The following is a 24,928-nucleotide window of genomic DNA, read 5'->3' on the forward strand; positions in this document are numbered from 1 at the left end:
AAAGTGCTACTCAAAGTCTGTAGATTCATTGTCATCATGCGCCCATTATCCAGCGCGTGAACAAGAAGTTAAAGCCATCAGCCACAAGAAAGCATTTCGCTCTCAATCTGAGAAAGACGCGGGAGCGGCTCGGCCTGTCTCAAGAGGCGCTGGCCGATGCCGCGGGCCTCCATCGAACCTACGTGGGTTCCGTGGAGCGCGGGGAGCGGAATATCTCCATCGACAACATTGAGCGGTTGGCAGCGGCACTTGGGGTTTCTCCAGCGTCCCTACTGGCGGAAGCGAAGCAGTGACCTTGACCCCGCACGACGATTACGCGCGCCTTCTCGAAATCTGGCCCGCCGTCCAGGAGTATCAAGCCCTTGCCACGAAGCACGGGATTCATGACATCTTTCAGGACAACGGCGGAAAGCTGCTTCAGGTCCTCTTGCTGATGGGTCTGACGATCCTTCCGGGCCGCGAGGGTAATGATGCGGTGGACGCCTCCGGGCGAGAGTATGAACTGAAGTCGGTCAATATCGAACTGACCAAAGGATTCTCGACCCATCACCACATGAACCCGAGCATTATCGCCAAATATCGGCAAGTGCCTTGGGTTTTTGCCATCTACCGACACATCGTGTTACAGGCGGTGTACCTGCTCGAACCGGCTGACCTTGAGTTCTACTTCACGAAGTGGGAACAGAAGTGGCATGCGGACGGCGGGAAGGACATTAACAACCCGAAGATTCCGGCTGTCCATGTGATGGAGCACGGGAAGCTGCTTCATGGTGAACCGCCAATTCTCAGTGTACGTCGCAAGCATGGCGCCTAACGGAGCGGCGGATAAGCTGTGAGGGCGTAAAATCTAGGCGGCGGTTTGCAGTGACAGGCAGTAGAACTTGGTGTCTACCGACATGATCGGGAACGAGCCAGGTAAGTCTAATTTCGCGATTTGGAGAAAGCCGTTCTTCTCATAGAATCTGTGTGCGGCAAGGAACTGCTCCGTGGTGCCAAGATAGACACGCCTGAGTTGCTTCTCTCCAGCCCACTTCAGCAACTCTTGGAACAGGCGTTGCGCCACCCCGTGCTCCCTTTGGGTCAACCTGCTCAGTTGCAAGGCTATCGATAGCGCCTGGGAGTCTTGGCAACGCGTTTGGGCGTTTCTCCTCCAGCACGCCACGGATATCTCCATCGCCACAACCCCGACCGGCGAAGTCGCGCGGAACGGCGTTTATACTTACAAGCGATCACCCAACCCGTCGCTACCCGCGCGAACCGGCCGCCGCTCCGCGTGCTTGCCGGTTTTGCCGCCGGAGACCCGCCGCATGAATACCGTCGATTCGTCCCCCGCCCTGTCCGAACCGGTGCGAACCGCCTTGCGGCTGGTGATCGTCGGTTCGCTGCTGCTCGCCGTGCTGTACATCCTGCGACCGTTTCTGCCCAGCCTGCTGTGGAGCGCGTTCATCGTGATTTCGGTATGGCCGGGGCTGGCTTGGTTGCGGCAGCGTTTTCGCTGGAACCGGCTGGCCTGCACGTTGCTGTTGGCGTCGATGCTGATCGGGGTGCTGATCGGGCCGCTGCTGACCGGCATCACCGCGCTCGTCACTCATGGCGAAACGCTGGTGACCGATATTAAGGCCGCCGTCGAAAAGATTCCCGACGAGCCGCCGGCGATGTTGGCGGATTTGCCGCTGGTCGGTTCCGGGCTAGCGAAACAATGGCGGGAAGCCGTCAACGATACCCAAAGCCTGCGGACGCGGCTCGCGCCGAAACTACAGAAGGGCAGCCACTGGCTGCTTCAGCAAATCGGCTCGATAGGCACGCTGTTTCTGCAATTGTTGCTGGTGGTGGTGTTCTCGCTGGTGTTCTATGTCAACGGAACTACCCTGGATGCGCTCACCGAACGGATCGCCCACCGCATCGGCGGAGCACAGGCGCTTCAGGCCCGCGACCAGGCACGGCAGGCCATTCGCTCGGTGGCGCTCGGGGTGGTACTGACCGCCATCATTCAGTCAGCCCTGGCGCTGCTGGGCTTGTTGCTGATCGGTGTGCCACTAGCGGTGCTGATCACCTTCATTTGCTTTCTGCTGGCCATCGCCCAGATCGGCGCGGCGCTGCCATTGCTGGTGGTGGCGGGCTGGTTGTACTGGGGGCAGGGCGAAACCGGTTGGGCGCTGTTCATGGCCGGCTGGGGCTTGTTGGTGGTGGGTGGGCTGGACAATATTTTGCGTCCCCTACTCATCACGCGCGGCATTCGCATGCCGCTGACCCTCGTGTTTACCGGAGTGATCGGTGGCCTGCTGGCGTTTGGCCTGATCGGTGTATTTCTGGGGCCGACCCTGGTGGCGATCGCCCATACTCTGCTGCTGGCTTGGCTTCAGGAGTCTTCCAACCCGGAACCTCCCGTTCCAGCCACGCCCCAGTGAGCGCGCCCCATGCTGCTTGATCCGTTCAGAATCCTCGGCGCCGCGCTGCTGGCCACGCTGGCGATGACCTCGTTGCTGATCGGCGTGGTGATCGGGCTGTACGGCCGGCCGTCGCGGCGGACCAACGCCATCATCATGGCCTTCGGCACCGGCGCGCTGATCCAGGCGCTGGCGCTGGAACTGGCATTCGAGGGCGCGGAGCGCCTGATCGAAGAGGCTCACCTGAGCGGTCTGGTCAGTTGGTGCTGGGTCGCGGCCGGCTTCGTGCTGGGCGGCGTGCTGTATTCCCTGGGCAACCACTGGCTGGACGATTACGGCGCCGCCCTGCGCCATCCGGCGCTGACCAAGCTGTACCTGCTGCGCCAGAAGCGGGAACGATCGGCCGATTTGCTGGGCCGGTTGGCGCGAGTGGATTTGCTGTGCTCGCTACCGCCCGAGGAGATGGAAGAGGTGCTGCTGTGCGTCCAACCGGTGCATGTCGCGGCCGGCGAAACCATCTTTCGGCAGGGCGATACCGGCGATGCGTTGTATCTGATCGATCAGGGCGAGGTGGCGGTGCTGGTCAACGATTCGGCCTCCAATACATCCACCGCGCCGAACGCGGTACCACTGGCACGGTTGGCGGCCGGCCAGTCGTTCGGAGAAACCGCGCTGCTGACCGGCGAACCGCGCACCGCCACCGTTACCGCCATCACCGACGTCGCGCTGCTGAAAATCGGCAAGGAGCATTTCGACGAGCTGCTCGACGAATCGCCCCGCCTGCGCCAAGCGGTCGAAACCCTGAACTCGCAACGCCTGCTGCAAAACGTCGCCACCCTGCGCGAGCGACCTGACGCCGCGGCCTGGCAAAAAATCGCGCTGGCCAACGTGCAGCGTCTGAGCCGTAAGGAACAGGACGTGCTGCTGGCCAAACAGGTGGCCACCGGTTCGCCGCTGGCGCTGTTTCTCGGCGCCACGCTGGATGGCATCCCGGCATCGGTGGTCATCGGCGCCAACTTCGAAACGCTGGATGCCTTCCGCTTCACCTTCCTGGTGGCGATTTTCCTGTCGAGCGTGCCGGAAGCGATCGGCAGCACGCTGGGCATGCGGCAGGCCGGCTTCGGCACACGACGAATTTTCACCCTCTGGAGCCTGCTGGTGCTGGCGGCAACGCTGGCGGGAGGACTGAGCAGCGCCTTTCTCGCCGAGGCGTCGCCGGTGCTGCTCACCGTGATCGGCGCCATCGCCGGCGGCGGCATTCTGGCCATGGTGTCGTCGGTGATGATGCCGGAAGCCTACGAGGACGGCGGGCCGGCCGTGGGGCTGGCGACCATCGCCGGTTTTCTGGTCGCCTTCCTGTTCGCCTTCGTCTAGCGGCCGACCCATGACCTCCAGAATCCGTTTCGTGCACCGCCTGGGGCTGTGGCGCTCCGTGCTGATGTACCACGCCATCCCGCTGCGCCGGCGCCGGCTGACCCGGTTCTACGCCCAGTTCATCCAGTCGGGCGATCTGTGCTTCGACATCGGCGCCCATGTCGGCAGCCGATTGCGGGCCTGGACACCGCTGGGCGCTCGCATCCTCGCCGTGGAACCGCAACCGGAGTGCATGGCCCTGCTGCGCCGCTGGTACGGCGATTTGGCGCACATCACCCTGATCGAGCAGGCAGTCGGCGCCGCGCCCGGCGTTGCCGAGCTGTTGGTCAGTGCCCGAACGCCGACCGTGACCAGCCTGTCGCCGGCTTGGATCGCGGCGGTCCGGCGGGATCGTGGGTTTGCTGGCGTGCGCTGGGATGAGCGGGTTCCGGTCACGGTGACCACGTTGGATCAACTGATCGCCGAGCACGGCCTGCCGGCGTTCTGCAAGATCGATGTCGAGGGATATGAACTGGAGGTACTGAAGGGGCTGTCGCAACCCATTCCGGCCCTTTCCTTCGAGTACGTCCCGGCCTGTCTGGAGCTGGCGCGGGATTGCGTGACTTATCTGGCCCGACTCGGGCCGTACCGATTCAACGGGTCGGTCGGAGAGGCGCAGCGCTTGCGGTCGGAAGAATGGCTGGACGCTGCGCCACTGCTCGAATGGCTCGCCGCCGTGGCCCGGACCGGCCGATCCGGGGATATTTACGCGCGCCTTGACCCGGTCGCGGGCAACCACAGGGAGCCAGACAACGCATGATCGCTCAACGGCAAGGTACCGAACATCCTCTCGACCCGGAACAAGTCTGGTTGCTGCTGCTGAAACTGCGTCGCACGGCTCGGACGCTATCGATGGTTCCCGGCTGCTTCGGTTTGGGGCTGGATGCCGGACAGCCAGCCATCTTGTCGGCCGACGATCCCGCCGCCTGGGTCATCGTGCACGCTGACGGTTCCTGGATTGCCAGGATGCCGATGAGCGAAACCGGCGCGGAATTACTGGATCTTTATCTGCCGGTCGCCTTGGTGGGTCGGAGTCGACCGCTGACGGTGGCGCATCTCGGCCAAAGCCTGGACGGGCGCATCGCCACCACGAACGGCGCGTCCTGTCACATCAACGGCCCCGAGAACCTGACGCACCTGCACCGGATGCGCGCGCTGTGCGATGCGATCGTCGTTGGCGCCGGCACCGTGGAATGCGACGATCCGCAACTGACCACCCGCCGGGTTGCCGGCCCGCATCCGGTACGCGTGGTGCTCGACCCTCGCCGCCGCCTCGCGGCCGGGCATGGCCTGTTCCAAGATCGAGCCGCCCCGACCCTGCTGGTCTGCGACGAAGCGCTGACTGATCGACCAGGACCGGATCATGTCGAGATAATCGGCGTGCCTCGCACTGACCAGGGCCTGCATCTCTCGGAAATCGTGCGGTACCTGCACGCATGTGGCCTGTACGGCATTTTCATCGAAGGCGGCGGCCTGACCGTGTCGGCCTTCTTGCAGGCGGGTTTGCTGGATCGCTTGCAGATTGCGGTGGCGCCATTGATCATCGGTTCCGGCCGACCGGGCATCACCTTGCCGGCGATCGAGGATTTATCCCAGGGATTGCGTCCTCGCCACCGCCGCTACGCGATGGGCGAGGACGTGTTGTTCGACTGCCGGTTAGGCCCCTGACCCTCAGTCTCGTTCTCGCTGGGGAGAAAGGGAGGCAAGATCGCGATCCACTCAGCGCGATTCCACCGGCACCCGGAAGTTGAAGCGTAGCAAGGCGCCGCGAGTCGTCGAATCCGCGCCTTGGGTGACCAGACCGGCCACGCTGCCCTCGACGCTGTCGGCACTGGCGAGCCGGATCTTCTGGTTCTGGATTTCGCCGCTCAGCACGACTCCCTGGCGCGGGGCACTGGCGGACCCGGTGACTTCGGAACCATCACCGGCCATCAGCTTGACCGGTTCGATCATGGAGCCCTCCGCCGAACCGTACACCATGAAGTGCGCGGCCACGAACTGCGGCGCATCCTGTGCGCAGCTTTGAAAGCGTGCCACCACCACCAGCTTGGCCCCAGTGGGTGAAGCAGTCCCGTCGCCTGGTTCGTTGGCGAGAGGCTGTCCCCACCCGGCGGAAGAAGACTGGTGCATCGCAACCTTGGAGAACCCGCTGGTCGCACCGTCCGGGCCGGTGTCGAAAAAGGCGGCCACATCGCTCACCATCGGTTGCCCGTTGCAAAAAGGCGAGCTCATGCCCGGCGGACTGTCGATTTCGAGGCTGGCCACCCGCCCCGCCGACATGGCCGACGGAACGAGGTTCAGGGTGATGCCGGTCACCGACCGCAAACGATCATCGGCTGCGGGACACACCACCGGATCGTCATGGCAACCGGCATCGGTTGCGACCGAATACAGCCGATCGAGGATTTGGCGACCGCGTTCCTCGCGCAGTGCGGCACACACAGCCGGACTACTTTTGATCGTGTTGTCTTCGACATGCGCCTGTAGGGCGACCGGCACGTTCGGCGCCAGATCGGCCGGATAAGTGAATACCAAGGTACTGTCGCTTTCCACCCGCGCGGCAATCCGCAGATCCTGCTTCAACCCCCGCCCGTCCCGCACCACCACGACCGGGTCCCGATAGTTCCGCAGGCCGATGCCATGTACGACGACCTCCTGGCCTGGACGCACAAAGGTGGGCGCGGAACCGGCGTAGAGTGCCGGGCGGATGCCCATGCAGGCCGATGTATTCGCCGCCTGGGTCGAGACCGGCGTCAATCCGACGCCCGCCAGCATCAAGCCGCCCAACAACGCTGGCAGGGTACGCCACCAGGATGGCGATGAAAGAAAGCGATGGGGGATGTAGGCGGCGGTCATGGCGGTCATTCTCCCGGAGGTGATGCGCGGCAATGCCAAATACATTAGGAAGAATCATGCCATCATATCCATGCGTTTGTTTTCAAAAATTTAAAAGGATCGTTGCAACTGCTGGCCCGAACTGATCGGGTCACCATGGCCAGCCTTCTGGCGCCATTCTGGTCCGAAGTCAACCAACAAGGCTCAAAGTGAGCCGATCGGCACTCAGAGACGAAAAGAGCTCGCACGACCGGACGAAGGAATTGTTTGCCGGGTCTTTTTCAGAACGGCGCCGATCAAAAAAACCCGGTGGGACGTTGCGTCCCACCGGGGCTATCGTAAAGCCTACAAAATCGGCTGCTATATCAACCCAGAATCTCTCGCAGGTGTTCGCGGCGGTGCAAGGCCACTTCGAATTCCTCCGCTTCCAGCGCCAAGGCGTCGCGAGCCGACACCATGCCCAACGGCCGGCCATTCTCGGCCACCGGCACATGACGGAAACCGTTTTCGTACATCATATGCAGGGCATGTGCGAACGGTTTGTCCGGATGCACGGTCAATGGGTCGGAGGTCATCACCTCGGACAATGGGGTGACATCGGGATTAAGCCCTTCGGCGAGAACCCGAAAGAGTGCGTCGCGCTCGGTGAAGATACCCACCAAGCGACCGTGTTCCACCACCAGCAGAGCACCGACCCGGGTTTGTTTCATTACCCGGGCGGCTTCACTGACGGTGGTTTTGGCCGGTGCGGCAGTCAGAATTTTCTGGTGCTCGACAATCTTACGAAGCGTGCGATAAGGCATGGTATTTCTCCTATTTCCAAATGAAACTCAATGGGTCTGTACTACAAAAGTCATCGCATACACAAATTGCACCATGGAAAAATGACCATTCCAGGAACAATTGATGTTGCGTTGATTGTTATTATTTGTCAGTTTCATGCATCAAAATGACGCATGCGGCAGTCGGAATGCCTTGAATGCCGGTGCGAACGGTCCGTTGCTCGACGAGATAGCGCGCCAGCCATAGGAACCGCAGTGCGCGCAGCGCGCCTCGGCGGCGGTTGGCCACTGGCTGTGCGCCAGCACGGATTCCCGGGTGCAACTCAGGCACTGGATGATAGGGGTCAGTTTCGACATGGCTCGTATCCTCAAAGGGTCGGTTGTGGGGGTTGGACGCGCACCAGGCGCTTCCAACCGGCTAGCCGATCCAACCGCAGTGTTCGGCGGGTTGAAAAAATCCCTGTGGAAGTGCGGAGTTGCAGATTGCCGAACGCGTTTTGACCACATGACGATCGCAGATCTGGCACCAACCGTAGGCCGTCGGTCCCTGATTGTCAGGATGCTCGGGCCTCAGTTCATAACGGCAATGAGGACAAACCAGGAATACGCGGGTACTCATGACACTTCTCCAAAATACTGCCTCTCCTCGAATTCACCGCCATCCTTGATGGCGAGATGGTTCTGCTCCTTATCTCTACCTTGGTGGAAAAAAATCTTTATCGTGGCCTCAAGAATCATTCAATTCTCGCGCCATTAAGGCTGATGACTGAATGATGAAAAAATATGATTCTAGCCATCGCCTCATTTTTTCGTGTGCGTTATTGACAAATTTTTTTGCCTTTTCTTCGCTGTATTAACTTGTTTTTTAGTTCAACATGACCAATCGATACCGTTTGTTTGCGCTTATCATGTATATCGATCTTTACGGGTTTTTATCTGAACGGCAGATGAACGGTATCACTGCGATAATATGATCGACGATCATCACGATATTGTATTTTTTGCATTAATATGAAGCTGATCAATGATTCAGACGCACTTGATTAGGGCAATGGAAGGGCTAGCATCTTATTTTTTATAACTGAAAAATCGACGCGTATTATTAAGAACTCGCATCGAATAACCGCCTAAAAAATAAAGGATATTCCAAGGCGGATCAAAAACACTGCTCACGCGATAGCGCCTGAATGGACACGCAACAATCGCCATTCTCATAATTCGAAAAGCTCACGAAAGCGCTGACCAAATTCGAATCGAACAATGCGCCGGCCCGCAGCGTCAAGGTGTTGACCAGATTGGCGGACGTGGATGGCGAAAAAACAAGCGCGGCACGCATCGGCGCGGTCCGTCCTGGCGGCGCTGAACAAGCCAAACTCATGACACTTGACAATTTTTTGAGGTTTCGTTATCCAATCGAAGACAGCAATGTGCCCTATAGCGTCATGACTGAACCATATTTGAGAGAACAGAATCGTCACCGGGAAAAATACTCCTTCCATCTTCCAGAGTGAGCAGCATGCCTCAAAACTCGCTAACATATTGGTAACAAATATTTTTAATACATTATCGAATTGAATGAATCAGTGTGGGTACGAATCTCGTTATGAAAATAACAAGCAATTTTTCGCTCAACGACGAAGAGATCGCGTCGACCCTTGTTGCGCACCCATCACCCGTCTTTAGTACTACTAATGTCTAACAATAGGGACAGTAGATCGACGCCATGAAGTGTTGATGAACCGTACAGCTTGATCATCCCTACTCCCCTGCTTGTAAGAATTAATGTAACAAATATGATTGGCATCATTTGTGCTTAAAAAATCCGGCTCAATATGGATTTCGGACAGGTAAGACCGAGGGGTTCCGGTCAGGGCGAACGCGTACACTGAACAAGTTCCAAACTGACGCGAAAGTCTGGCCCGACGATGTGCAATCGCCAGAACCAGTGGGATGACATCAAATAACACGAAACTATCCTTCGATTGCATTGCGCTGACAGGGCTTGATGTTCCCACCGCAGCGCGATGGCGATAGCTTCCATGTCGCCGTTGCCGAGGACTTTCGGTCGTCACTGCGCTCCTGATTGCAACCCCATCGAGAATCTTCATCGAGAAAACTGCTATTCCTCAGGCTGTTTTCAGGTCGGCGTTAACACCCATACCCGCAGAATAGTCTTGCCTAGACCCCTTTTGGAATTGCTGGTCTCTAAGGTAGCTAATTGCTTGCAATTCATATTGGGCCTTGTTGGAATACAAAGCCACCCCATTGCCTCATATATTCAAAATTGATATAAATCAATGACAATTTAAAAAATCATGATTAATTATGATTAGTCGATTTATAGAGAATATACAAACAAATATGAAAAAAATATTGCGGCTTTACGCTGGTAGAATTATTATTGGCGTTGTTGATAAGCAGTATTTTAGCGACTATTGCGGTAAATTCATACGGGGCATATATGGAGCGCTTAAAAATCGGGCAAGCAAAAGCTGATCTTCTACTTATTGAATCAGAGCTCGAGCGTTTTTACACAATTAATTTAAGTTATCCTGGATCCCTTAGCCAGTTGACAGGACAAATTCCCCTGTTGGACCCATGGGGAAACCCTTACCAATATCTGAACATCACCACTACTAAAGGAAAAAGGCAAGGTCCGTAAGGATCACAACTTAGTTCCCTTGAATACCGATTATGATCTTTACAGCATGGGAAAAGATGGGAAAAGCGTATCTCCACTGACAGCTAAAGCAAGCCGAGACGATATTATTCGAGCTAATAATGGAGGTTTTATTGGGCTAGCTTCTGAATACTGACATTAAAAATATTTTTAACTTGCCATGGAAATTGAAATAGCTTTTCTTCGTAGCAAAGTAGCACGAAGAATATTCACGCTGTTTATTATTTCATCTTTAATTCCTGTCATATTATTAATGCTTTTGGCTTTTAGGCAAGTAAATAATCTGATTTCTACACAGCAACATGAGCAACTTAGGCAAACCAACAAGCAATACGGTATAACAGTATTTGAGCGCTTGTTATTGTTAAAAAAAACAAATAAATTGGATTGCCCAAAGTCTTGCCCAAGAGGATTTATCGGTTCGCTTGACAGAAAACCATCAATTTAACTTGAGAATGAGTCAAGACTTTAAAAGAATGGGATTGATTAACAGCGCCAACCAATCTACCTTTCCATTGGCAAACATCACAAAAAATAGCAGCACTCATTCAAGCAGAACAAGACTATCTCAAGGCAGGCAACAGCATCCTCATCAGCGATTATCAACCTCATTTCTCATCAAGAATTTTTTTTACTTCGGATGCTTGATCCACGATACCCAAAGCAAGCGGTATTGATTGGAGAAATTGATCAATCTTATTTATGGGGCAATGCTGATTCACTTGATCCAGAAATACAACTCTGTGTTTTTGATGAATTCAATAGAGCATTATTTTGTTCGCATCAAGAATACGAACCTAGCCCTGAAGAATTAATAAAATTAAAAAACATCATCTTCAGAGCAATTTGCATGGTATAACTATAATAATGAGGAGTTTTTTGGTGAATTATTGGTCTCTATTTCTGGAGCCTAATTTTTTTTGTGCCAAAGTGGACGATAGTCAGCAGCCAGTCGAAGACCAACGTATTCTCACCCATAACTAATTTCAGAAACATTTTTTTTATTTGTGATTACGTTAACGCTTGCCATCGTGGCGTTACTGAGCGTTTATCAAATTCGTAGGAGTCTAATTCCACTCGAGAAACTAATGGAAGGAGTTCACTATATCACCAATAAAAAAATTTGATAAGCCTGTAGAGGTGAATAGTGGTGATGAATTTGAAGAACTAGCCACTTCAGTGAACAATATGGCGATTCAAATAGACAAGCAGTTTTCATGCCTTGTCTACAATGGCGGATATTGATCAACTTATTTTATCAACATTAAAAAATCGAAGATATCATTAAAATTGTACTGAATCGTATGCGTGAAATTGTTTCTTATGATTATATCAGCATGACGATTATTGATCATGATCATGATGAATCTTGTCGCACTTATACCCAGAGCAACCCAGTTAGAGAGCAAATAACCACAGAGACGCTGAAAAATAACATCGTCAGAATATCAAACACTCTTGGAAAACCAGAAATATTTAGTCATAGCTAATCAAAAAAAATCCACCACGCTACCTTTTGTCATTACTCCAACTAGGCGCGCTTTCATTCTTGGTATTGCCTGTCATACTCAAGGAAAAAAGTGTCTGCGATGATCTGTCTTGGATATCGAATGTCCTTCACCGTTAAGGAAGAAGAAATATTTCTAGCCTGCGATTTTACCAATCGTGTAGCCGTCGCGCTATCCAATGCACGCTGGGAAGAACAATTATATTATATGGCTCATTATGATGCTTTAAGCGGACTACCTAACCGACTACTGCTCAAGGATCGATTACAGCAAGCGCTAGCTAGGGCTGAACGACAAAAAAACTTTTTGTGGCTATTTTATTCATCGATTTGGATCGTTTTTAAATATATCAATGATTCTCTTGGGCATATGGTAGGCGATTTATTATTGCGTGAGGTAGCTCAACGACTAAGTAGAAATTTACGAAGTGAAGATACGATTTCCAGAATTGGAGGCGATGAATTTGTTATCGTAATTTCGCACTTTGAAAACAGCAAAGAATCATTTTCGGTAACGACAGCTATTGCCAAAAAAAATTATGGCTGATCTGTCAGTACCATTCAATATTAATAACCATGAAGTTTATTCAACAGCCAGTATTGGCATCGCTTGTTACCCAACTGACGGACAAACAATCAATGAGCTTTTTGAAAAATGCGGATTCAGCCATGTATCACGCAAAATCTATTGGAAAAAACAATTATCAGTTTTATTCCAAGGCATTGAATGTCGCGGCTTTCGAAAGCCTGGATATGGAAAATAGCCTTCGCCACGCATTAGAGCGGCGTGAATTTGAATTATATTATCAGCCAAAAATAGAAGTCAAAAAGTAGAAAAAATTTGTGGAGCCGAAGCTCTCTTACGTTGGAATCACCCAAAAAAAGGGGCGGGTCTCACCAGCGCAGTTTATTCCTCTCTGTGAAGAGATTGGATTAATCATCACGATTGGAGAATGGATAATTCATACTGCTTGTATGCAGGCCAAGATCTGGCAGGATCAAGGTCTTCCAGCGTTACGTATCGCCGTCAATCTTTCTCCCTTACAATTCCGGCAACCTGATTTAATCAAACAAATCAGGAATGCACTAGACATAATGGAGCTTAGCCCCGACAAGCTGGAGCTCGAAATTACGGAAAGCGCCACCATGGAAGATATTGATAAAGCCATTGCAATCTTAGGCACATTCAACAATATGGGGCTTCATCTTAGCATTGATGACTTCGGGACAGGCTACTCTTCACTAAATTATTTGAAGCGCTTTCCGATTCACACTCTCAAGATTGACCAATCATTCATTCGTAATCTTGACACCAGCTTCGAAGACGCGGCCATTGTTAAATCAATTATTACTTTAGCGCATAGCTTGAGATTAAGTGTCGTTGCCGAAGGCGTTGAGACAAAAGAGCAATTTGATTATCTTGATAACCTTGGTTGCGATGAGATTCAAGGCTACTTATTCAGCCCTCCCGTCTCGGCAAATGAGTTTAGCAAGATGCTAAGCTCACCAACTGTTTTTTGTGTCGAATGATCCATCTACTTACCTAATGTTGCTCCAATCGATCATGCCGGAGCAAGTGACTGATTTTTTTAAATAGAATAAGCAAAGCAATATTCCATTGATTTTATCACGACAGTTTTTTTCATCATGACGAGGTAATGATCTCAAGCGTGGTTGCCCATCGAATTCCGATTGATCCAACACAGGTGGTATTTGAGGTGGTAATTCGAATGCAGTCTGGCGCGATTCTCGCGCAAGTTGCCTTGGTGCTGGAAGCAGGGCGGAGCAAGGATGAGTGTGGTCTTAAGCGCCACACAAGGACGGCGATGGTGGATTGAACACCGGGATTGGCGCTCCCTAGGGGTTTCGAACCCCTGTTCCCGCCGTGAGAGGGCGGTGTCCTAGGCCACTAGACGAAGGGAGCTGAATGACTGGCGTCTTGGAAGGAAAGTAGTATTATACGAATGTTATAAATACTTACAAGAGTTTGCGAACGTTCCTTGGAAGCAAGAAGCTCGAAATCCCAACCTATCGTTATTCCCCGCCCCGCCCATAACGTTTCGCGGGCCGATATCAGCCCCAACGCGGTCAAGGTGTTGTACCGGCTGCGCGACGCCGGCCATCGAGCCTGTCTGGTCGGCGGTGGGGTGCGCGATTTGCTGCTCGGCCGCGAGCCCAAGGATTTCGATATCGCCACCGACGCCCGGCCCGAGCAGGTTCATGCCCTCTTTCGCAATTGCCGGCTGATCGGCCGCCGTTTTCGGTTGGCTCACGTTCAATTCGGCCAGGAAATCATCGAAGTTGCCACTTTTCGTGCCTGCGGCGAAATCGGCGACGAGGGCGACGGTCCCGCCGTGGAACGAACCAAAGATGGCCGTATCCTCAGCGACAACGTCTACGGCAGCATCGAGGACGATGCTTGGCGGCGGGACTTCACCATCAACGCCCTGTATTACGATATCGCCGATTTCGCGGTGCTCGATTACGTGGGCGGCATGACCGATCTCGAAGCGGGTCTGATCCGGTTGATCGGCGATCCGGGCGAACGTTACCACGAGGACCCCGTGCGGATGCTGCGGGCCGTGCGGTTCGCCGCCAAGCTCGGGTTTCGGCTCGATCCCGCCACGGAGGCACCGCTACATCGCTTGGGCCATCTGCTGGAGCAGATTCCGCCCGCTCGCCTGTTCGACGAGATCCTCAAGTTGTTCATGAGCGGCAGCGCCATCCAGACCTTCGAGCTGCTGCGCCATTATCGCCTGTTCGGTTGGTTGTTCCCGGCGACCGAGCGTTGCCTGAACCGTCAGCAGCATCATTACCCCAAAACCCTGCTGGTGCACGCGCTGGCCAACACCGATCAACGCTTGGCCGAAGGCAAACCAGTCCATCCGGCCTTCCTGTTCGCCGCCCTGCTATGGGAGCCTTTTCGGGAACGGTTGCAACATCTCGAAGCGGAAGGGCTGGACGCGCACGAAGCTCAACAGGCTGCCGCCGAAGCGGTGGTCCAGGCGCAAATCCGCCATGCCTCCCTGCCACGTCGCTACAGTCTGCCGATGCGGGAAATCTGGGAGATGCAGCAGCGTTTGACTTGCATCACCGGCAAGCGCCCGCTGCGACTGTTGGTCCATCCCCGGTTTCGCGCCGCCTACGATTTTCTGCTGCTGCGGGGCGAGGCCGACGAATCCGCGAGGGAACTGGCCGATTGGTGGACCCGGTTGCTGGCACAGGATGAAAACGGACGGAACCGGATGACCCAAACGGCGACCCCAGCGAAAAAAAGCAAATCCCGCCGCCGGCGCAAGCCCCGCTCCGCCCGTAAGGACGCATCGGCCGCGCCGCCGGCACCAGAAGCCTGATTTCCGGCGACGAACGCATGCGGCCGGCACGAGCTTATATCGGCATCGGCGGCAACCTGGATGATCCGCTCCTCCAGATGCGCCGCGCGTTTCGGGCTTTGCGCGAACTCCCCGCCAGCCGCTGTGTGGCCTGTTCGCCGCTGTACCGCAGCGTGCCGGTCGGCGGTCCGTCGGGGCAGCCCGATTACCTCAACGCCGCCGCCGCCCTGGACACCACGCTCGCGCCGGACGAACTGCTGATTGCGCTGCAGGCCATCGAAACCGCGCAGGGACGAACTCGGACCGTGCGTTGGGGACCGCGCACTCTGGATCTGGATCTGTTGCTGTACGATCGACTCGTGCTTGACGAGTCACGCTTGACGCTGCCGCATCCCCGTTTGCACGAACGGGCGTTCGTACTGTATCCCCTGTACGATATTGCGCCGGATCTGGAAATCCCCGGCCACGGATTGTTGACCGATTTGCTCACAAAATTCCCGCAAACGGCCCTTGTCCGTCTGGACAGCGCCGAATAAGCGATTACGATACTCCCGCCGGTTTCCCCGACAGACTTTTCTCCTTCGAATTCGCCGCCGCCGTTGCCTTTCGCAAAATGGCGCGGCCTCAGTCAGAGCACGCCATGTACAAAGACGCACCGACCCGAAAGCCGATCACGGTTGCCACCTTGGCGAAGATGAAGCGCGACCGGGAGAAATTCACGGTTTTGACTGCTTACGACGCCAGCTTCTCGACGCTACTGGAAACAGCGGGCGTGGAAGTCTTGCTGGTCGGCGATTCGCTGGGCATGGTCGTCCAGGGCCAGCACACCACCGTGCCGGTCACGCTGGACGACATGATCTATCACACCCGCCTGGTGGCGCGTGGTCGCCAGACCGCCCTGCTGATGGCGGATATGCCGTTCGCCAGCTATGCCACGGTCGAACAAGCACTCCGTAACGCCGCCCGCCTGATGCAAGAAGGCGGCGCCCAAATGGTGAAGCTGGAGGGCGGCGGCTGGTTGGCGGAAACAGTGCGCCAACTCAGCCGCAACGGCATTCCGATCTGCGCTCACCTGGGCCTGTTGCCGCAATCGATCCACAAGCTGGGCGGTTATCGAGTACAAGGTCGAGAGGAGGCCGCCGCCCGCCAGATCATCGACGAGGCATTGGCCTTGCAAGACGCCGGGGCCGACGTGGCGCTGGTGGAATGCATCCCGGCCGAACTGGGGGCACGATTGGCCGAGGCACTGGCGATTCCAGTGATCGGTATCGGTGCCGGACCGGGCTGCGATGCCCAGGTTCTGGTCAGCTACGACATGTTGGGCATCACGCCCGGCCGCCGGCCGAAGTTTTCCAAGGACTTCCTGACCGGTCGCGACAGCTTGCAAGCGGCGGTGGAAGCCTACGTACAGGCTGTCAAGAGCGGCGAATTCCCCGGCCCCGAGCACTGCCTCGCCTGATTCCCCAAGAGCGCGTGCCATGCAAAAAACCGTACATACCATTGCCGAGTTGCGCGCCCGGATCGCGACCTGGAAACAGGCTGGCGAGCGGGTGGCGTTCGTGCCGACCATGGGCAACCTGCACCGTGGCCATATCCATCTGGTCGAGCGTGCCCGCGAATTGGCGCCGCGCACCGTTGCCAGCATTTTCGTCAACCCGATGCAATTCGGCGCCAACGAAGACTATGCCGGTTATCCCCGCACCCTGGAGGACGACAGCCGCCAGTTGGAAGCGGTCGGATTGGATCTACTGTTCGCGCCCAAGCTGACGGAAATCTACCCGCGCCCGCTGACGGACATGGCTCAAGTGACGGTGCCGGAGCTGTCCGCAATCCTATGCGGAGTCAGCCGACCGATTCATTTCAGTGGCGTCACCACGATCGTAGCCAAGCTGTTCAACATGGTGCAGCCGGACGTGGCGGTGTTCGGCGAGAAGGATTGGCAGCAACTGGTCATCATCCGCCGGATGGTAGCCGACCTCGACTTTCCGGTTGAAATCGTCGGTGTGCCAACCGTGCGGGAATCCGACGGACTGGCGCTGAGTTCGCGCAACGGTTATTTGTCGGCCGAGGAACGGGTGATGGCTCCAGCGCTGTACGCGACCTTGCGGGCGACGGCGGAGCAGCTGCGGGCAGGTGAACGGGATTGTTCGGTGCTGGAGGCAGCGGCGAAGACACAGTTGGAGGCGGCCGGCTTCCGTCCAGACTACTTCGAGATCCGCTGTTCCGACACCTTGCGGAAACCAACTCCGGGGGATGTCGATTTACGAATCTTCGCGGCGGCTTGGCTGGGCCGAGCTCGGCTGATTGACAATCTGGCGGTGGTGCTGGATTAGAGCGGTCAACCCGTGTTTATCCCGCGCTTCCATGGGTGCTGATGACTTGATGACTGGGCCGGCGAGTTCTGGCCCCTGCGCCAACCGGCATGCTGGGCGCTATGGGCGGGACTGATTCCCCCGGCTGTCTGGCTATGGAGCCTATGGGCAGCGCCTGAATCGACTTGCGGATTGCTTTCCAGCCCTGTTGGAGCGGTTCCGCGAGACGGGGGAGACGGCGTCGTTCGCCGGGTTGGTCGACGCCATGCCGGTGATCCCGCCCGGCAGGGGCGCCGCTGCAACGCCAAAGTCACCCCCGAGCTGGCCAGCAGTACTGCCCGACCCAACACCGGTATGACCACGGCGTGAAGGTCCATGTGGTCGGCGACTTTCAGCCCGGCACGCTGCCGAGTTCGCGCTTCATCGGTCTCGCGCCGTCTCGCGGGTACGTCAACCCATCGAGTCCTTCTTCAATTGGATCGAGGAGAAAACCAGCATTGAGATGGCCAGCAAGGTGCGTTCTTCCCAGGGTCTTCTCGTCCATGTCTTCGGGCGCCTGGCCGCCGCTATGTTTATGCACAATGTCTTGCCACAAAGCACTTAATTCGCATTGAAGGCGCTATCTTCATCGCTCCAGTAAATGATCGTTCCACGTTTAATCAACATCGTGAACGTTTGAACTAACCGACCGCACCAACTAACGCGACACCCAGCCCCCACAAACCGGAAATACTTGGCCGACGAAGCAATTTGCCGCCTCGCTACACAAGTACGCGACGAATTCCGCATCTTCTCTTGCCGATACAAGCCGCCCGAGTGGGACCTCACGCTTCAATCTGTCCTGAAAGCGCGGATTTGCCTGAACTTCAGCAGGGAAGTACGTGGGGTTGTCGACGAAATTCTGTGCGATGGCATTGACTTGGATGTTTTGGTGGGCAACCTCAACTCCCACGGCTTGAACATAGGAAAGCTGGGCTCCTCTGGCCGCGCTATAAGTCGAAGCTCTGCGCATGCCGCGTAGCGCTGACGCGCTTCCGATGACGACCACTTTGCCTCGACCGCGTTCAAGCATTCCCGGTAGAACCGCTTGCAAAAGCTTAGGCAGAGGATCGACCAATGCTGCAAACACTTCGCGCCACTCGGTATCCAATACTTCTAATGCAGGTGTACTCGGCGCGGGCAGCGCTAGGTTGGCGATGAGCACATCAATGGGTCCAGCAGAGGCGATGATACTTGCCGGGGCGGTTGGCTCTGACAGTGGTGCCCGGCTTGCGACAATATCCGCACCGTGCTCAGCCAACACCTCGCAAAGTGTTGGCCCCATGAAATCGGTTGCTTGCGTAACGAGAATTCGCCTACCGGTAAGTGTCTTCGTCATAAGTGTAATCTCATCGTTCAAGTGCGACGTCTAACGGAGCGGCGGGAAGCCGCAAGAGTGGAAAAGCCGAAGGTTTTGACAGCCGATGTCGGCTTGATCCGCGTGGTTGTGCGGCACGGAGCGCCAAGCAACCACGCGGATTGGAATCCGCCGACCCCTTTCGCGGGCGCAAAGAGTTCGCGATGCGGGGCGTTCTGCGGCAAACTTGAAGCGCGGTGGAAAATTTGTCCGACAGCAACGCTTTGGTTAGAGATCACTATTTAATTAATTTTCTTGGTTCAAGTGTTTTCGCCGTAAAGCCATTTTCACCTTGATCAACAATAGCTGTGCCAAAAAAAATACTCAGGGCTGTACCAGCGCCGATGCTTTGCAACTCCATCAAGAACGAACCGATAGCTGAGTTGTCGTTCAATATCTTTTTACTGCATGTGAAAACATATCTGCGGTTGGCATCCAATCATATAGATATCGACACTCATCGAGAACTAACATATCCATAAACATCGGCGTGTCTTTTTGCTTTTATAACTCCAGCGCTTTGTTTCACTAATGTTTACATGATACGGAACAGCAACTTGGCGGAATAATGCTTCAATTATTTGATGAAATAAGACTAGATCACAAAATTGATGGAAGCTCCATATATTGTGATTGTCATATAGTTTTTTTTATGGTTTCCGACCAATAATTCTCTTGGCCACTGCCTTCAGATAGCAGATAAGAAGTTAACACGTAAGTATTGATTAGTTCCTTTTTATTTCCTGAAACATCTAATTGGGATAGGAACTGCTCTGAAAACCTGGAGAATTCATCATCCTCAAATACAATGTTTGGATAGTTAGAATCTTTCCCGTTTAACTCCTTGTCTAATGCAGCTAATGACCACAATATAGGACATAGATCTGAGTCTACAATAACATCGCCACCGCTGCCTTCGTCATCAAAATGAAAAAATCTACATTTTAGCTCTCTTAGCAGAACACTTCCTTCTACATTAAAAAAATTTCTTATACGGAAAATTATTTTTTGGAAACCTGTTGTAAGGCGAGATTAAGCTAGCATGATCAATTAATAGACGAGTAACAAACTGGCCATAATAATAATCTAAATCATCTAATACTACCTTATGCCAGCTTTCATGATTAAATCCATGCGAAACAGGGCCTTCATTAAGGCCGCTTCCTGAATTTCTATCTTCAAGAAATTGTTTTGGATAAAGATAACACGAAACAAGCTTTGCAATTAGCGAGCGGCCTGATTTATCTTGTTCCTCTGTGGGCAAAGAAAAAATTTGTTATTAAAACACCGGGAGAGTTAAGCGCGTGCCTCGCGAAAACTCTAGTCAAAGCACTCAGTGTTTTTTTGTTTTCTGTTTCTGCTTGGCAGAGGGCCGCAAAAATCGAGATATATAACGTCAAATTTTTGTGGTGATGCTTCAATGAAGTTGTCGAGTCCACCATTTATTATCTTAATAAATGGGAATTCAGAGTTTAGTGCAGAAAACAACCGCATCTGAATAAGTCGAATTTTCTGACTCAAAATGCCCAGATGTTTTCAGGAAGCACTCCAGCTTGACTAAATACCCTTAGGTCATTTTCTGGATTTGGGCCAGATAGATAAGCGATTTTTTAGATTAGCAGATGATCTGGTTTGGACAATAGAATCGTAGAATGACTCCCACCTTTCTATAGTTTGATCAGAAAGCTGATAAGCAATATGTTTATCGTATGGATTTCCATGTTGTACAAGATGATCCCTAACATCTCTTACATATGAGCGGCGCGTGAGTGTTGATTCAAGCCGTTTTTTTCGTAAGGATTTTTTATAGCGTGATCTATTACAAGTGCCCTAGCCATATTTTTCTCAGATTCTGTGTATGACTTCATTTTCTCTCTCTAATGGGATAACGGAAAAGCTGAAAGATTTGACAGCCGATGCCAGCTTGATTATACAGCTCAATATATTCTGTACCATGGCAAGACATACGAAAGACGAAAGCTGCTTACCATGAATCAGATCCTTCAAATAGCGCTCAACTTTGCGTTGCATTTGATGCCACTTCATCCAACCAAATATCAGCAACTAATTGATTAAGCTCGCTCACTGCCCATGTTGGCTAAATCGCCTAGCAGAGACATCTGGATTCACCTCACGTTTTTCCGATCAGAGGCGCTTACAGCATCCTGCTCAATACTGTCCTGATCTCAGAAATCAGCCGCAACCGCTTCATTCAGTTCGGAAATTCATGAAGTTATCGTGACAAACCCCACTGTTACAATGCAATCCCGGTTATTCTTGGAGAGTCTAAAAAAAACCGAAGTAGAAACAGGACATGCTTTCAGCTAACAATCTGGAAAAAAATGACAAAATAAAGCACTTTTAGTCACAAAAAATAAAACAAACCAGTATCCATCAGGGCTGGTCGATGCGGTGATCAGGCTCGTCGAGAGGCGGAAACACACCTGTCTTGGGGTAAAATCGCGTCACACTTCAACCTGAATCAGCCATTCACCCCCGATGACCACCTTCCTCGACCAACTCAAGCGCCGGCGTACCTTCGCCATCATCTCCCACCCCGACGCCGGCAAGACCACCCTCACCGAAAAACTGCTGCTGTTCGGCGGCGCGATCCAGATGGCCGGCACGGTCAAGGGTCGCAAGGCCACCCGTCACGCCACCAGCGACTGGATGGCACTGGAACAGCAACGCGGCATCTCGGTGACTTCCTCGGTGATGCAGTTCCCCTACCGCGACCGCATCGTCAACCTGCTCGACACCCCCGGCCACGAAGACTTCTCCGAAGACACCTATCGCACCCTGACCGCCGTGGACTCGGCGCTGATGGTGATCGACTGCGCCCGAGGCGTCGAGGAACGCACCATCAAGCTGATGGAAGTCTGCCGCCTGCGCGATACCCCGATCTTCACCTTCATCAACAAGCTGGATCGGGACGGCCGCGAACCGATCGAGTTATTGGATGAAGTCGAGAACATCCTCAAGATCCGCTGCGCGCCGATCACCTGGCCCATCGGCATGGGCCGGGAACTCAAGGGTGTCTATCACCTCGACCAGGATTTCATCCACTTCTACGACCCCTCGCGCGACGGCCGCATCAACACCGGCCACACTATCCAGGGTCTCGACACCCCGGCGGTGGATCAGGAATTGGGCGCGGACCGGGCCAACGCCCTGCGCGAGGAAATCGAACTGGTGCGCGGCGCCAGCCACGCCTTCGACTTCGACGACTACCGCGCCGGCCGGCTGACCCCGGTGTTCTTCGGTTCGGCGCTGACCAATTTCGGCGTCCAGGAAATGCTGGACGGCTTCGTCGAAAATGCCCCTCCGCCGCGCCCCTCCGCCGCCGCCAGCCGCGAAATCACGCCCGAAGAGGACGCATTCACCGGCTTCGTGTTCAAGATTCAGGCGAACATGGACCCGCAGCACCGCGACCGCATCGCCTTCCTGCGGGTCTGCTCCGGCACCTACCAGCCTGGCATGAAACTCCGCCATGTTCGGCTGGGCCGCGAGGTCAAGATCGCCGATGCCCTTACCTTCATGGCCGCCGAACGCGAGCATGCCGATGCCGCCTATCCGGGCGACATCATTGGCCTGCACAACCACGGCACCATCCGTATCGGCGACACCTTCACCCAGGGCGAGGATCTCACCTTTACCGGCATTCCCGACTTCGCCCCGGAACTGTTCCGTCGCGCCCGATTGCGCGATCCCTTGAAGATGAAGGCGCTGCAAAAGGGTCTCGAACAACTCTGCGAGGAAGGCGCGACCCAGCTATTTCGGCCGCTCAACAGCAACGACCTGATTCTGGGCGCGGTCGGTGTGTTGCAATTCGACGTGGCCGCTTTCCGCTTGCGCAGCGAATACGGCGTCGAATGCGGCTTCGAGAACGTCAATGTCACCACCGCTCGCTGGGTGAGCTGCGCCGACGCCAAGCGCTTCGAGGAGTTCAAAACCAAGCTCCACGATAATCTGGCATTGGATCATCACGGCGAGCTGGTTTACATCGCCCCCAGCCGGGTCAACCTGCAACTGACGCAGGAGCGCTGGCCGGAAGTGCGTTTCGCCGCCACCCGCGAACACGGGCGACATTGAAGATGCGTCTTGTCCTGCAACGCCTGACCCGATTTCTCTGCCGCTGGCTGTTCCGGGTCGAACTACGCGGCTGGGAGCACTATCCCCACCATGAACCCCGCCTGCTGATCGTCGCCAACCATGTGTCCTATCTGGACGGCATGCTGCTGGCGGCATTCCTGCCGGATCTGCCGGTTTTCGTCATCAACACTCATGTCGCCCGTCAATGGTGGGTCAAGCCGTTCATCGCCATCACCCGCCACATCAGCGTCGATCCCACCACCCCGCATTATTTGAAAACGCTGATCCAGCACATCCAGGCCGGCGAACGGGTGGCGGTGTTCCCCGAGGGACGGCTCAGCCTGACCGGCGCGCTGATGAAAATTTACGAGGGACCGGCGCTGGCCGCCGACAAGGCTGACGCCGCCCTGCTGCCGGTGTACATCGAAGGCGCGCAATACAGTCTGCTGTCGCGGCTGGGCGGTATTGCCCGCCGCCGCCTGTTCCCGCGCATCCGCCTGACCATGTTGCCGCCGCGCCGATTGAGCGCGCCTCCCGGCGCCAGCCGCGTCCGCCGCCAACAGCTTGGCCGGCAACTGGACGAGTTGATGGTCGAACTGGCCTACGTCGGGATGAACATCGATCAGCCCTTGTTCCTGGCACTGCTGGAAGCCCGCGAGCGGCACGGCGACAGTCGCATCGTGCTGGAAGATGCCCAGCGGCAATGTCTCGATTATCGCGCCTTGCTGACACGCGCCTTCATCCTCGCCGAACTGCTGGAGTCGGATTGCGCGGGACAACGCAACGTCGGTCTGCTGCTGCCGAACGCCGCCGCCGCAGTCGTCGCCATCCTGGGCCTGCATCTGCGGGGACAGGTGCCAGTGCTCCTCAACTTCACCGCCGGGAGCCACGACCTGCTCGCCGCCTGCCGTACCGCCCAAGTACGGACGGTCTGCACCTCGCGAGCCTTTGTCGCCACCGCCAATCTGGATGCGCACATTGCCGCGCTGGCGGCACAGGTTACGGTGCTGTTTCTAGAGGACTTGCAGCCACGGGCNACNCTGCCGACACGGCTGCGCGGTCTGCTACGGGCGCGGCTACCGACCCGGAGTTTTCGGCGCATGGCGGGGACGGTGCGGGCCGACGATCCGGCGGTGATCCTGTTCACCTCCGGTTCCGAGCGGGAACCCAAGGGCGTGGTGCTGAGCCATCGCAACCTGCTGGCCAACGTCGCTCAGGTCCGCGCCGTGTTCGACATCACGCCGCGCGACGTGGTCCTGAACACCCTACCGCTGTTCCACGCCTTCGGCCTGACCGCCGCCACCTTGACCCCGCTGCTGCTGGGAACCCGGCTAATCCTTTACCCCTCACCGCTGCACTACCACGTCATTCCCGAACTGGCCTACGAACGCCATGTGACGGTACTGTTCGGCACCAACACCTTTCTGATGGGCTACGGTCGCCACGCCGACCCTTACGATTTCTTCAACGTGCGGCTGGTGGTGATGGGCGCGGAAGCCTTGCGCGAGGAAACCCAACGACTGTGGGCCGAGAAATTCGGTATCCGCATCAACGAGGGTTACGGTCTGACCGAGACTAGCCCGGTGCTGGCCGTCAACAACCGCCGCCACCATCGCAACGGCACGGTCGGCAAACTGTTGCCCGGCATCGAGCACTCCATGGAAACAGTGGAGGGTATCGCCGACGGGGGCTTGTTATGCGTGCGGGGAGCGAACGTCATGCTGGGCTATCTGTTGCCTGAACAGCCGGGCCAGTTGTACCCGCCGCGCACCGAACGCGGCTTGGGTTGGCACGATACCGGCGATATCGCGCGGATCGACGCCGACGGTTTTGTGATCATTCTCGGCCGGATCAAGCGCTTCGCCAAGCTGGGCGGCGAGCAAATTTCGCTGGCCACGGTTGAGCAATTGGCCGCCAACTGCTGGCCCGAGCATCAACACGCCGCCCTCAGCCGACCGGACCCGGTCAAGGGTGAGCGCATCATACTGCTCAGTACTCGCCAAGATACCGATCGCCAGGAATTGATCGAGGCCGCGCGGCGCATGGGCCTGAGCGAGTTGTACATTCCCCGCCAGGTGTTGACGGTACCGGAAATCCCATTACTAGGTTCCGGCAAGCCCGATTATCCGGGCCTCCGCCGGCTGGCGGAAGATGTAATGGCATAGGCAATTTGGGCGTGATGATGGGGTGAA

Annotated in this window: 24 protein-coding genes, 1 tRNA gene and 1 pseudogene; 19 read left to right on the forward strand and 7 right to left on the reverse strand. The window is 55.4% G+C overall.

Annotated features, from left to right (window positions below; all coding sequences use genetic code 11):
* Window positions 1-56 precede the first annotated feature (56 nt).
* Window positions 57-293 (forward strand): helix-turn-helix domain-containing protein, encoded by a 237-nt coding sequence (locus tag E4P82_RS06230; protein WP_169248088.1) that lies wholly within the window; start codon window positions 57-59, stop codon window positions 291-293.
* Between the two features lie 2 nt (window positions 294-295).
* The gene (locus tag E4P82_RS06235) at window positions 296-814 is read left to right on the forward strand and encodes a PDDEXK family nuclease (RefSeq protein WP_169248159.1); all 519 of its coding nucleotides are present in this window, start codon (window positions 296-298) and stop codon (window positions 812-814) included.
* Window positions 815-847: 33 nt separating this feature from the next.
* On the opposite strand, the gene E4P82_RS06240 is transcribed toward E4P82_RS06235, so the two are convergent.
* The gene (locus E4P82_RS06240) at window positions 848-1,063 is read right to left on the reverse strand and encodes a GNAT family N-acetyltransferase (RefSeq protein ID WP_312914253.1); all 216 of its coding nucleotides are present in this window, start codon (window positions 1,061-1,063) and stop codon (window positions 848-850) included.
* Between the two features lie 244 nt (window positions 1,064-1,307).
* Between E4P82_RS06240 and E4P82_RS06245 the strand changes: the two genes are divergently transcribed.
* Genes E4P82_RS06245 through E4P82_RS06260 form a run of 4 tightly spaced genes read left to right on the forward strand, consistent with a single transcriptional unit; the run spans window position 1,308 to window position 5,468 of the window.
* Window positions 1,308-2,408: an AI-2E family transporter gene (locus E4P82_RS06245; protein ID WP_169248090.1), complete on the forward strand. Its 1,101-nt coding sequence runs from the start codon at window positions 1,308-1,310 to the stop codon at window positions 2,406-2,408.
* 9 nt (window positions 2,409-2,417) lie between these two features.
* Entirely contained in the window at window positions 2,418-3,761 is a 1,344-nt protein-coding gene (locus E4P82_RS06250) for a cyclic nucleotide-binding domain-containing protein (protein ID WP_169248091.1), read from the forward strand.
* Between the two features lie 10 nt (window positions 3,762-3,771).
* Window positions 3,772-4,560 carry an FkbM family methyltransferase gene (locus E4P82_RS06255; protein WP_169248092.1) on the forward strand — a complete coding sequence of 263 codons (789 nt, stop codon included), beginning with the start codon at window positions 3,772-3,774 and terminating at the stop codon, window positions 4,558-4,560.
* Window positions 4,557-5,468, forward strand: a complete 912-nt coding sequence (locus E4P82_RS06260) for a RibD family protein (protein ID WP_169248093.1) — start codon at window positions 4,557-4,559, stop codon at window positions 5,466-5,468. The genes E4P82_RS06255 and E4P82_RS06260 overlap by 4 nt, the downstream gene beginning before the upstream one ends.
* Window positions 5,469-5,519: 51 nt before the next feature.
* Here E4P82_RS06260 and E4P82_RS06265 read toward each other — a convergent pair whose 3' ends face one another.
* From E4P82_RS06265 to E4P82_RS06275, 3 genes are all read right to left on the reverse strand, one after another.
* Entirely contained in the window at window positions 5,520-6,656 is a 1,137-nt protein-coding gene (locus tag E4P82_RS06265; protein WP_169248094.1) for a hypothetical protein, read from the reverse strand.
* A gap of 344 nt (window positions 6,657-7,000) precedes the next feature.
* Window positions 7,001-7,438, reverse strand: coding sequence for a CBS domain-containing protein (locus E4P82_RS06270; RefSeq protein ID WP_169248095.1), 438 nt, complete (start codon window positions 7,436-7,438; stop codon window positions 7,001-7,003).
* Between the two features lie 141 nt (window positions 7,439-7,579).
* The gene (locus E4P82_RS06275; protein WP_169248096.1) at window positions 7,580-7,774 is read right to left on the reverse strand and encodes a hypothetical protein; all 195 of its coding nucleotides are present in this window, start codon (window positions 7,772-7,774) and stop codon (window positions 7,580-7,582) included.
* Window positions 7,775-8,712: 938 nt separating this feature from the next.
* Between E4P82_RS06275 and E4P82_RS06280 the strand changes: the two genes are divergently transcribed.
* The 6 genes from E4P82_RS06280 to E4P82_RS06305 all read left to right on the forward strand — a co-directional run bounded on the left by E4P82_RS06280 (window position 8,713) and on the right by E4P82_RS06305 (window position 13,134).
* Complete coding sequence (locus tag E4P82_RS06280; RefSeq protein ID WP_169248097.1) at window positions 8,713-8,928, forward strand: hypothetical protein; 216 nt, start codon at window positions 8,713-8,715, stop codon at window positions 8,926-8,928.
* Between the two features lie 875 nt (window positions 8,929-9,803).
* Window positions 9,804-10,079, forward strand: a complete 276-nt coding sequence (locus tag E4P82_RS21825; RefSeq protein WP_312914288.1) for a type IV pilin protein — start codon at window positions 9,804-9,806, stop codon at window positions 10,077-10,079.
* 1,131 nt (window positions 10,080-11,210) lie between these two features.
* Entirely contained in the window at window positions 11,211-11,342 is a 132-nt protein-coding gene (locus tag E4P82_RS23535) for a HAMP domain-containing protein (protein ID WP_420887068.1), read from the forward strand.
* Window positions 11,343-11,707: 365 nt separating this feature from the next.
* Entirely contained in the window at window positions 11,708-12,151 is a 444-nt protein-coding gene (locus tag E4P82_RS06295; RefSeq protein ID WP_169248099.1) for a diguanylate cyclase domain-containing protein, read from the forward strand.
* Complete coding sequence (locus tag E4P82_RS06300; RefSeq protein ID WP_169248100.1) at window positions 12,144-12,368, forward strand: diguanylate cyclase; 225 nt, start codon at window positions 12,144-12,146, stop codon at window positions 12,366-12,368. The genes E4P82_RS06295 and E4P82_RS06300 overlap by 8 nt, the downstream gene beginning before the upstream one ends.
* Window positions 12,369-12,447: 79 nt before the next feature.
* Window positions 12,448-13,134, forward strand: coding sequence for a putative bifunctional diguanylate cyclase/phosphodiesterase (locus E4P82_RS06305; RefSeq protein WP_169248101.1), 687 nt, complete (start codon window positions 12,448-12,450; stop codon window positions 13,132-13,134).
* 318 nt (window positions 13,135-13,452) lie between these two features.
* Here the strand turns inward: E4P82_RS06305 and E4P82_RS06310 are convergent.
* Window positions 13,453-13,528: transfer RNA gene (locus tag E4P82_RS06310), tRNA-Glu, on the reverse strand.
* A 76-nt stretch (window positions 13,529-13,604) separates the two neighbouring features.
* Between E4P82_RS06310 and pcnB the strand changes: the two genes are divergently transcribed.
* The 5 genes and pseudogenes from pcnB to E4P82_RS23540 form a co-directional block, all read left to right on the forward strand.
* The gene (gene pcnB / locus E4P82_RS06315; protein ID WP_169248102.1) at window positions 13,605-14,957 is read left to right on the forward strand and encodes a polynucleotide adenylyltransferase PcnB; all 1,353 of its coding nucleotides are present in this window, start codon (window positions 13,605-13,607) and stop codon (window positions 14,955-14,957) included.
* Between the two features lie 17 nt (window positions 14,958-14,974).
* The gene (gene folK / locus E4P82_RS06320; protein ID WP_169248103.1) at window positions 14,975-15,472 is read left to right on the forward strand and encodes a 2-amino-4-hydroxy-6-hydroxymethyldihydropteridine diphosphokinase; all 498 of its coding nucleotides are present in this window, start codon (window positions 14,975-14,977) and stop codon (window positions 15,470-15,472) included.
* 104 nt (window positions 15,473-15,576) lie between these two features.
* Complete coding sequence (gene panB / locus E4P82_RS06325; RefSeq protein ID WP_169248104.1) at window positions 15,577-16,395, forward strand: 3-methyl-2-oxobutanoate hydroxymethyltransferase; 819 nt, start codon at window positions 15,577-15,579, stop codon at window positions 16,393-16,395.
* Window positions 16,396-16,414: 19 nt separating this feature from the next.
* Window positions 16,415-17,269, forward strand: coding sequence for a pantoate--beta-alanine ligase (panC, locus tag E4P82_RS06330; RefSeq protein WP_169248105.1), 855 nt, complete (start codon window positions 16,415-16,417; stop codon window positions 17,267-17,269).
* Between the two features lie 406 nt (window positions 17,270-17,675).
* Window positions 17,676-17,852 (forward strand): annotated as a pseudogene (locus tag E4P82_RS23540) (IS982 family transposase); the annotation flags it as partial.
* A gap of 93 nt (window positions 17,853-17,945) precedes the next feature.
* On the opposite strand, the gene E4P82_RS06340 reads toward E4P82_RS23540, so the two are convergent.
* Window positions 17,946-18,626 (reverse strand): SDR family oxidoreductase, encoded by a 681-nt coding sequence (locus tag E4P82_RS06340; protein WP_169248107.1) that lies wholly within the window; start codon window positions 18,624-18,626, stop codon window positions 17,946-17,948.
* A 256-nt stretch (window positions 18,627-18,882) separates the two neighbouring features.
* The gene (locus E4P82_RS21830; RefSeq protein ID WP_246327391.1) at window positions 18,883-19,038 is read right to left on the reverse strand and encodes a hypothetical protein; all 156 of its coding nucleotides are present in this window, start codon (window positions 19,036-19,038) and stop codon (window positions 18,883-18,885) included.
* A gap of 2,105 nt (window positions 19,039-21,143) precedes the next feature.
* On the opposite strand from E4P82_RS21830, the gene E4P82_RS06350 reads away from it, so the two are divergent.
* On the forward strand, window positions 21,144-22,736 hold the full coding sequence (locus E4P82_RS06350; protein ID WP_169248108.1) for a peptide chain release factor 3: 1,593 nt from the start codon (window positions 21,144-21,146) through the stop codon (window positions 22,734-22,736).
* A gap of 2 nt (window positions 22,737-22,738) precedes the next feature.
* Window positions 22,739-24,901 carry an AMP-binding protein gene (locus E4P82_RS06355; protein WP_169248109.1) on the forward strand — a complete coding sequence of 721 codons (2,163 nt, stop codon included), beginning with the start codon at window positions 22,739-22,741 and terminating at the stop codon, window positions 24,899-24,901.
* Window positions 24,902-24,928 lie beyond the last annotated feature (27 nt).

The sequence above is a fragment of the Candidatus Competibacter phosphatis genome (genome assembly GCF_012939995.1).
GTDB classification, from domain to species: domain Bacteria; phylum Pseudomonadota; class Gammaproteobacteria; order Competibacterales; family Competibacteraceae; genus Competibacter; species Competibacter phosphatis.

Excerpts from the sequence above, each read along its gene's own strand:
- E4P82_RS06245 (WP_169248090.1), top strand. The coding sequence starts at position 1,308 with ATGAATACCGTCGATTCGTCCCCCGCCCTGTCCGAACCGGTGCGAACC.
- E4P82_RS06250 (WP_169248091.1), top strand. The coding sequence starts at position 2,418 with ATGCTGCTTGATCCGTTCAGAATCCTCGGCGCCGCGCTGCTGGCCACG.
- E4P82_RS06255 (WP_169248092.1), top strand. The coding sequence starts at position 3,772 with ATGACCTCCAGAATCCGTTTCGTGCACCGCCTGGGGCTGTGGCGCTCC.
- E4P82_RS06260 (WP_169248093.1), top strand. The coding sequence starts at position 4,557 with ATGATCGCTCAACGGCAAGGTACCGAACATCCTCTCGACCCGGAACAA.
- E4P82_RS06265 (WP_169248094.1), bottom strand. The coding sequence starts at position 6,656 with ATGACCGCCGCCTACATCCCCCATCGCTTTCTTTCATCGCCATCCTGG.
- E4P82_RS06270 (WP_169248095.1), bottom strand. The coding sequence starts at position 7,438 with ATGCCTTATCGCACGCTTCGTAAGATTGTCGAGCACCAGAAAATTCTG.
- E4P82_RS06275 (WP_169248096.1), bottom strand. The coding sequence starts at position 7,774 with ATGTCGAAACTGACCCCTATCATCCAGTGCCTGAGTTGCACCCGGGAA.
- E4P82_RS06295 (WP_169248099.1), top strand. The coding sequence starts at position 11,708 with ATGTCCTTCACCGTTAAGGAAGAAGAAATATTTCTAGCCTGCGATTTT.
- E4P82_RS06300 (WP_169248100.1), top strand. The coding sequence starts at position 12,144 with ATGGCTGATCTGTCAGTACCATTCAATATTAATAACCATGAAGTTTAT.
- folK (WP_169248103.1), top strand. The coding sequence starts at position 14,975 with ATGCGGCCGGCACGAGCTTATATCGGCATCGGCGGCAACCTGGATGAT.
- panB (WP_169248104.1), top strand. The coding sequence starts at position 15,577 with ATGTACAAAGACGCACCGACCCGAAAGCCGATCACGGTTGCCACCTTG.
- panC (WP_169248105.1), top strand. The coding sequence starts at position 16,415 with ATGCAAAAAACCGTACATACCATTGCCGAGTTGCGCGCCCGGATCGCG.
- E4P82_RS06340 (WP_169248107.1), bottom strand. The coding sequence starts at position 18,626 with ATGACGAAGACACTTACCGGTAGGCGAATTCTCGTTACGCAAGCAACC.
- E4P82_RS06350 (WP_169248108.1), top strand. The coding sequence starts at position 21,144 with ATGACCACCTTCCTCGACCAACTCAAGCGCCGGCGTACCTTCGCCATC.